Origin of the sequence: Oceanobacillus neutriphilus (genome assembly GCF_014645515.1) — a bacterium.
GTDB lineage: Bacteria > Bacillota > Bacilli > Bacillales > Amphibacillaceae > Oceanobacillus > Oceanobacillus neutriphilus.
The window spans coordinates 130,683-136,979 of record NZ_BMLW01000015.1 but is presented as its reverse complement, the minus strand read 5'-3'; the positions used below and the strand labels follow the sequence as shown (position 1 = coordinate 136,979).

6 protein-coding genes are annotated in these 6,297 nt (G+C 37.6%); 3 read left to right on the top strand and 3 right to left on the bottom strand.

What is annotated here, in order from left to right; translation table 11 throughout:
• The first annotated feature begins 612 nt into the window (after window positions 1–612).
• Entirely contained in the window at window positions 613–1,368 is a 756-nt protein-coding gene (gene pdaB / locus IEX29_RS22060) for a polysaccharide deacetylase family sporulation protein PdaB (RefSeq protein ID WP_188737282.1), read from the top strand.
• 242 nt (window positions 1,369–1,610) lie between these two features.
• Here the strand turns inward: pdaB and IEX29_RS22055 are convergent, their stop codons facing one another.
• Complete coding sequence (locus IEX29_RS22055; protein WP_188737280.1) at window positions 1,611–2,264, bottom strand: KinB-signaling pathway activation protein; 654 nt, start codon at window positions 2,262–2,264, stop codon at window positions 1,611–1,613.
• 272 nt (window positions 2,265–2,536) lie between these two features.
• Between IEX29_RS22055 and gerD the strand changes: the two genes are divergently transcribed.
• Entirely contained in the window at window positions 2,537–3,151 is a 615-nt protein-coding gene (gene gerD / locus IEX29_RS22050) for a spore germination lipoprotein GerD (protein ID WP_188737278.1), read from the top strand.
• A 99-nt stretch (window positions 3,152–3,250) separates the two neighbouring features.
• On the opposite strand, the gene salA is transcribed toward gerD, so the two are convergent.
• Together salA and cwlD are read right to left on the bottom strand one after the other, a co-directional pair.
• Complete coding sequence (gene salA, locus IEX29_RS22045) at window positions 3,251–4,309, bottom strand: iron-sulfur carrier protein/transcriptional regulator SalA (protein WP_188737277.1); 1,059 nt, start codon at window positions 4,307–4,309, stop codon at window positions 3,251–3,253.
• A gap of 516 nt (window positions 4,310–4,825) precedes the next feature.
• On the bottom strand, window positions 4,826–5,554 hold the full coding sequence (gene cwlD / locus IEX29_RS22040; RefSeq protein WP_188737275.1) for an N-acetylmuramoyl-L-alanine amidase CwlD: 729 nt from the start codon (window positions 5,552–5,554) through the stop codon (window positions 4,826–4,828).
• A gap of 272 nt (window positions 5,555–5,826) precedes the next feature.
• Between cwlD and IEX29_RS22035 the strand changes: the two genes are divergently transcribed.
• Window positions 5,827–6,258: a DUF948 domain-containing protein gene (locus IEX29_RS22035; protein WP_188737272.1), complete on the top strand. Its 432-nt coding sequence runs from the start codon at window positions 5,827–5,829 to the stop codon at window positions 6,256–6,258.
• The last annotated feature ends 39 nt before the right edge of the window (window positions 6,259–6,297 follow it).

Genomic DNA, 6,297 nt, shown 5'->3' with positions numbered 1-6,297 from the left:
TTCTTTAGCTTTCAGAAGTCAACTTCTGACTTAAATATTTAAGAAAAACGAGGTGTTTTTCTTCTTTCGTACTGGTTGTTTTGTTCAGTTTTCAAAGAGCAATTTTTAATCTGTCATTTTTCGCGACAAGATATAATTTATCATGTTTCGAATTTGTTGTCAACACTTTTTTGAAGTGTTTTGTCGAAGCAATTTCGTTTTGTTTCGTTCGCTTCTGACAACAAAAATTAATATACCATAGAAAATGGAGAAGGGCAATACTTTTCTACAAAAAAATTACTAAACAACCCACTTTTTTCATTTTCTTCTTGGTAATGCCTTATAAAACTTTATACATATAGATACTCTATTCCCTTTTCACCGAGAAATTATACCTTTTAAGACCATTTATGTCATGATTCCGGCCTCTTGTCTCATGCTATTTATTTCATCAGAGTACACCGTATAAATTGATTAGTCCTTTTCCCCACACTTCTATCATCATTTTCTTTATAGAATAATGCCTGCTTGTACATATCTCAAAATATACAACATATATATATACTAGAACAAACTATTTCGCACTACTTCAAATACTTCTTCATTTAACACAACAAAAAAGGAGGAACAAAATTGAATCACTTCTATACAATTCGCTTGAACCGGAAGAAAATATTATTGATAACAGCTATTGTTTTCGCAGCAGCAATTCTTATTTGGACGCAAACCTCCTCTATTATGGCCATTTTTACTAAGGACGAGCCTGCAGCTCTATCAAAAGGAAATGAAGATTTAGAAGATGTTGCCGTCACCTTTAACATTAGCTGGGGAGAAGAAAAAGTAGAAAGCATTCTTAAAGTATTAGAAAATGAAGATGTCCAGGCCACATTTTTTGTCAGTGGTGAATGGGCTGAGCGTCACCCAGACTTATTGGAAGCAATTTCTGAAGGAGCACACGAAATTGGACTGCTTGGTTATCGTTACAAAAGTTATTTAGATCAAGAGCCGGAACAAATTAAAAAAGATTTGATAAAAGCACAAGAGGTGATGAACAAATTAGGGTATGAGGATATTCAGCTTCTTCGCACACCGCACGGACATTTAAACGAAGAAATTATTGAACTGGCGGAAGATATGCAATTTCAGGTTGTTCATTGGAATGTGAACCCGGATGACTGGGAAAACCCCGGTGTAGAAGTAATTATTGATGAGGTTATGAAGCAAACAGAAAATGGTGATATCATACTTTTGCACGCTTCCGACAGTGCTAAGCAAACGGCTGAAGCTCTGGAAACAGTTTTACCAGGCTTAAAAAATAAAGGGTTTGGGCTGATTACTATATCCGAAATGATTAATCAGGCAAAAGCAGACACCGAGCTGATTGATTAATTCATTCTGCCGTCCCTTCATGCTGTTTTCTGTAAGATAAAGCTTTATTCACAAATTTAGACTTAGGCGTTATGCCTGTCTTTTGAATATAAATTAGTTTGTATACATTAAACAGGCAGCTCTTCTCATCGTAAAGAGAGGGGCTGCCTGTTTAATTATTAATCACGGAAGAACAGATCAACCATGCGGCGAAACACTTTTATAGTATGGAGGTATGCATATAATTGTTTATAATAGTTGTTTTACGCTTTTCTATTTTGTTCTTTTTTTGATTTTGCTTCAGATGTTTGCTCTTTTTTAGGTTCTTTTTCCACGAAAGGCAACCGATGAAGTGTTAAGATCTGATAAGTATTACATACTAATAATGGCACAACCATCAACCAGGCATAATCTATACTGTCCACCATTAATCCGGGAACCCATTCGACCGTTGTAAAGACAATCATGAAAAAAAGTGCAGGAACAAAAGCTGTCGAATTGGTTTCTTTTGCTTTTACCTTCGCAACAACCCATCCAATCACCAGCATCGCTGCAGCAATCAGTATAAACCAATATATCGCTGCATCTCCCTCCGCTGCACGATATGGGAAGTAAATAAGATCAAATAAAACAAAGACCACCAGACCAACCTGTACTGTTGACCAATACCCTTTAAATAAATTCAGCCCCATCCGATTCACAAATAAATATGCAAAAAAGCCGGTCATACTTACTGCTGCAAATGTCAGACCAAGCGCTAAGAAGAAAAGAAATACCCCGAGTAACTCCAATGCATCAAAAGGAGACATATATGTAAGATATTCCTCTGGCCGTATAAAAAAGCTTGCAATCAATCCGGCAAGCCCGCCAAACCAGAATGCTTTCCAAAAGAAATTAACTAATATTCTTGTGTTCAATTTTTCACCTCCTAAAGAAGTAACCACTCGTATTTTATCATGAAGTATCCTATTTTTCTTCATTGCTTGTGTATATTTTGTTAAATTATCAAACATATTAAGGGTATATAGATTATGTTTTCATCTTAAGTCTTATAATCAAAAACTTGCACCGTACTTTATTGCTGTACAGGGGATAAAAACTAAAATAGCTATATCCCAATCCCAGCCCAGCAAATACGTGCATGAAAAAAGTTTTTACTTTCTTATTCCATAAAGAAAGGGGAATATTTATGAAACGTCACCTATCCATTATCTTTCTAATCACATCTATATTCTTCATCTCAGCTTGCGGAAACAATGACGAGTCTCATGAAGCAGAATATGAAACCACTAAAAAGATGGTCATTGATATTTTGCAAACAGAGGAAGGTAAAGAAGCATTAAAGGATTTACTAGCCGACAAAGAATTACAGGAGCTTTTGGTTATAGAATCTGATGAAGTAAAAGAAACTGTAACAAAAGCTATATCTTCTGAAGAAAGTAAAGAAAATTGGAAAAAGATGTTCCAAGACCCTGAATTCATACAAACATATGCTAAGTCTATCTCCGGAGAGCAAAAAAACCTTATGAAGGATCTCATGCATGACAGTCAATTCCAGGAACAAATGATCGAAATATTGAAAAACCCTGAGGTTGATAAGCAGATGCTTTCTATTTTGACAAGCCAGGCATTTCGCGCCCATCTGGAAAAAACTATAGAAGAAACACTTCAATCTCCATTATTCCAGGAGAAGATAAACAAAGCTCTACAAGAAGCTGCCAAGAAAGATTCATCCAGTGACAGCAAGGAAAGTAATCAAAACTCATCTAATAGTGAGGAAAATAGTGACGATTCCTCCAGTTAGCTGATACTTGAATGAACTTTCCTGCATATATTTTATCCCTGTAGAACACGAAAAAGATAGGACGCTGCTGTCAAAACAAGTGTCCTATCTTTTTCTATCTTATTCCTCTAATTTCGCAATAATTTTTGCGGCGATTTTATGATATTCTTTTCCATTAGGATGATCCTCCTGATAAACAGATGGAGCAAATTCATCCTCTTCTTCATATGGCTGTTGAAGTGACAACTGGCCAAGAACTTTTGTTTTCAGCACGTCCGCAAGCTTCTTACCGCCGCCTTTTCCGAAAACATATTCCTTCTCACCTGTTTTCTTACTCTCAAAGTACGCCATATTTTCCACAACACCAAGAATTTCATGATCTGTTTTCAGAGCCATTTGTCCCGCACGTGCCGCTACAAAAGCTGCTGTTGGATGCGGTGTAGTAACAATAACCTCTTTACAAGATGGTAAGAGCTCATGGACATCCATTGCAATATCCCCTGTTCCAGGAGGTAAATCAAGCAATAGATAATCTAATTCTCCCCACTCTACTTCTGTGAAAAAGCTGTTTAACATCTTGCCAAGCATTGGACCGCGCCAGATAATTGGTGAATTATCTTCCACAAAAAAGCCCATAGAAACCACTTTGACACCAAAGCGCTCAACAGGGATTATCTTTTCTCCACGCACAACCGGTCTTTCTTCTATACCCATCATATCCGGCACACTAAAGCCGTAAATATCCGCGTCAATAATTCCTACTTTTTTACCTAAACGCATCAGGGAGACCGCTAAGTTAACGGTTACAGTTGATTTACCAACTCCCCCTTTACCGCTTGCTACAGCAACAAATTGCGTATTGGTAGCACCACTGATTAACGTTTCTTCTTTTGCTTTTTCCGCTTCAGATTGATATTTCTTTACCGTTTCTTCCGGCAGTTGTTCAAATCGCAGCCCTACTGTATTAGCACCATTACGTTTTAAAATACCTACAATTTCTTGCTGCAGCTGCATTTGTTCGCCAGTATTCATTTTGGAGATTCCAATTTTCACACTGACATGTTTTTTCTCTTCTTTAATCGTAACGGATTTAATAGCATCTAATTCCTCTAAGCTTCTATGTAAAAAAGGATCCTTTACAGAGTTAAGCAACTCTATAACCTCTTCTTGTGTTAACATGTCTTCACCATCCTTATATGAATCTGTCCATGAGCTAGTATAACATAAAACGAAACTTCATTCAGTTGGTTTGCTCTTCAACCAACTGATTGTTAGATGAGTTAATCAGGAGATGTTGTGTCCGTTTTTCTCCTCTCAAATCATCATTTCTTCTCCCTCCCCAACTGGAGAAATTACGGACACTCATGCTGTGATAAAACGAAACTTCATTCAGTTGGTTTGCTCTTCAACCAGCTGAATGTTAGATGAGTTAATCAGGAGATGCTGTGTCCGTTTTTCTCCTCTCAAATCATCATTTCTTCCCCCTCCCCAACTGGAGAAATTACGGACACTCATGCTGCGATAAAACGTAACTCACAGTAAAAAGATATACGCTGACAGATATGCAATCAGAAGAAGAACTTGATCGATATTTGAAAATTGTATGGCTTAAACAAATAAAGAGGCTTAGTATCAGCCTCTTTACTCGTAGACTTATGAAAAACTGCCACCGTTTTAATACAAAAAGATGGTATTTCACTCACTCTCTTCAGCAGGAACTTCTTCCGTGACATATCGCAGAATTCCTTCATAAATGCTGGCTGCCATTTGCCTCTGATATGCTTCATCCTTTAATTGCTCACGTTCTGTCTCATTTGATAAAAACCCGATTTCTACTAATGCACCAGGAACTTCTGCATGCTTTAACAGATACATGTGATCAATAGCAAGCGGCTGTCTATCCGTATTTTCCAGATTACGGATAATTTCATCCTGAATCATCGTCGCCAGATGCTCTCCCTCTTCATATTTTGGATAATAGAAGGTTTGGGCACCGTGCCACTGACTGGAAGGCAACGCATTTAAATGGATGGAAATAAAGAATTCCGGCTCTTTCTCATGGATAAATGCTAATCGATTCCGTATATCCTCAGACTTCCGGTTAGCCAGACCGCTTGTCCCTTCAGCAGCTAAATCAACATCCTCATCGCGGGTTAAATAAACAATCGCGCCGTGCTGCATAAGATAGGATTGAACCATTTTGGAAACTGACAGTGCAATATCTTTTTCTACGGTGCCGTCTGAACCAACGGCCCCTCCGTCCGGACCGCCGTGTCCAGGATCAATCACAATAACTTTTCCGTTTAATGGCAAAGACCAGACGGAATTAGAAGAATTAATTGCTTCCCTTGTGGGATACTGTAATAAGAATATAAGTAAGAATAAACCGAGAAACCAAAAAGCCAGCTTCTTCTTTTTTGACATATCGCTTCGTTCCTTTCTGGCATAAATTTGTAGTGCTTACCGCGATTGGAGATGGAAACAGTCTTCAAAGAACACCGTTATTTCAATACTGTTTGATACAGCATGTACAACTCTATAAAAATTAAACAGCAAACTCCTTTTATTTAAAATTTATGGGCTTACTGCCAGGTTTATGACTTATCTTTTCTGGTATGCTAAAATAAAAATAAATGTTTTAAACTGTTCCTCATGTGATATTGTATATATAGGAATAATGATTCGGAGGTATAATTATGGCTAATTGGATATTAATTTTATTAGGTATCGGAGCTGTTCTGATTGGAATCGGCTTACTGGCGGTAGCCGGCTTTCTTTTTCTAAAGCTTGGAGGAGCTGGTAAACTCATCGCCAGTGCACAGAAAACAACAGACCAGCTTCCGGAGCAGGTGGAAGGGATTACTTCGCAAATAACCGATGTCCTTAAAACAGGAAACGAAACATTGCAGCAGGTCAATCAGCAGATCAAGGAATTATCCCCTATGTTTTACCTGGTTGGTGATGCCGGACGAGCTACACATAATATGACATCTTCCGTACTTAAAACAGCTAATCAATTACAGGAAAAAACAGAAGATGCTGATCTGATAATAGCTAATAAAAATCTGCAGGGAATTTACGGATTAGCAACTATTGGTTATTTCCTTGTAAAGCTGAACAAAAAATAATGTCATAAAATAAGAAATCCGCCTGGAACCATGGTTCCA

Coding starts and splice junctions, on each gene's coding strand:
- gerD (WP_188737278.1), top strand. CDS start 2,537: ATGAAACGTCACCTATCCATTATCTTTCTAATCACATCTATATTCTTC.
- salA (WP_188737277.1), bottom strand. CDS start 4,309: ATGTTAACACAAGAAGAGGTTATAGAGTTGCTTAACTCTGTAAAGGAT.
- cwlD (WP_188737275.1), bottom strand. CDS start 5,554: ATGTCAAAAAAGAAGAAGCTGGCTTTTTGGTTTCTCGGTTTATTCTTA.
- IEX29_RS22035 (WP_188737272.1), top strand. CDS start 5,827: ATGGCTAATTGGATATTAATTTTATTAGGTATCGGAGCTGTTCTGATT.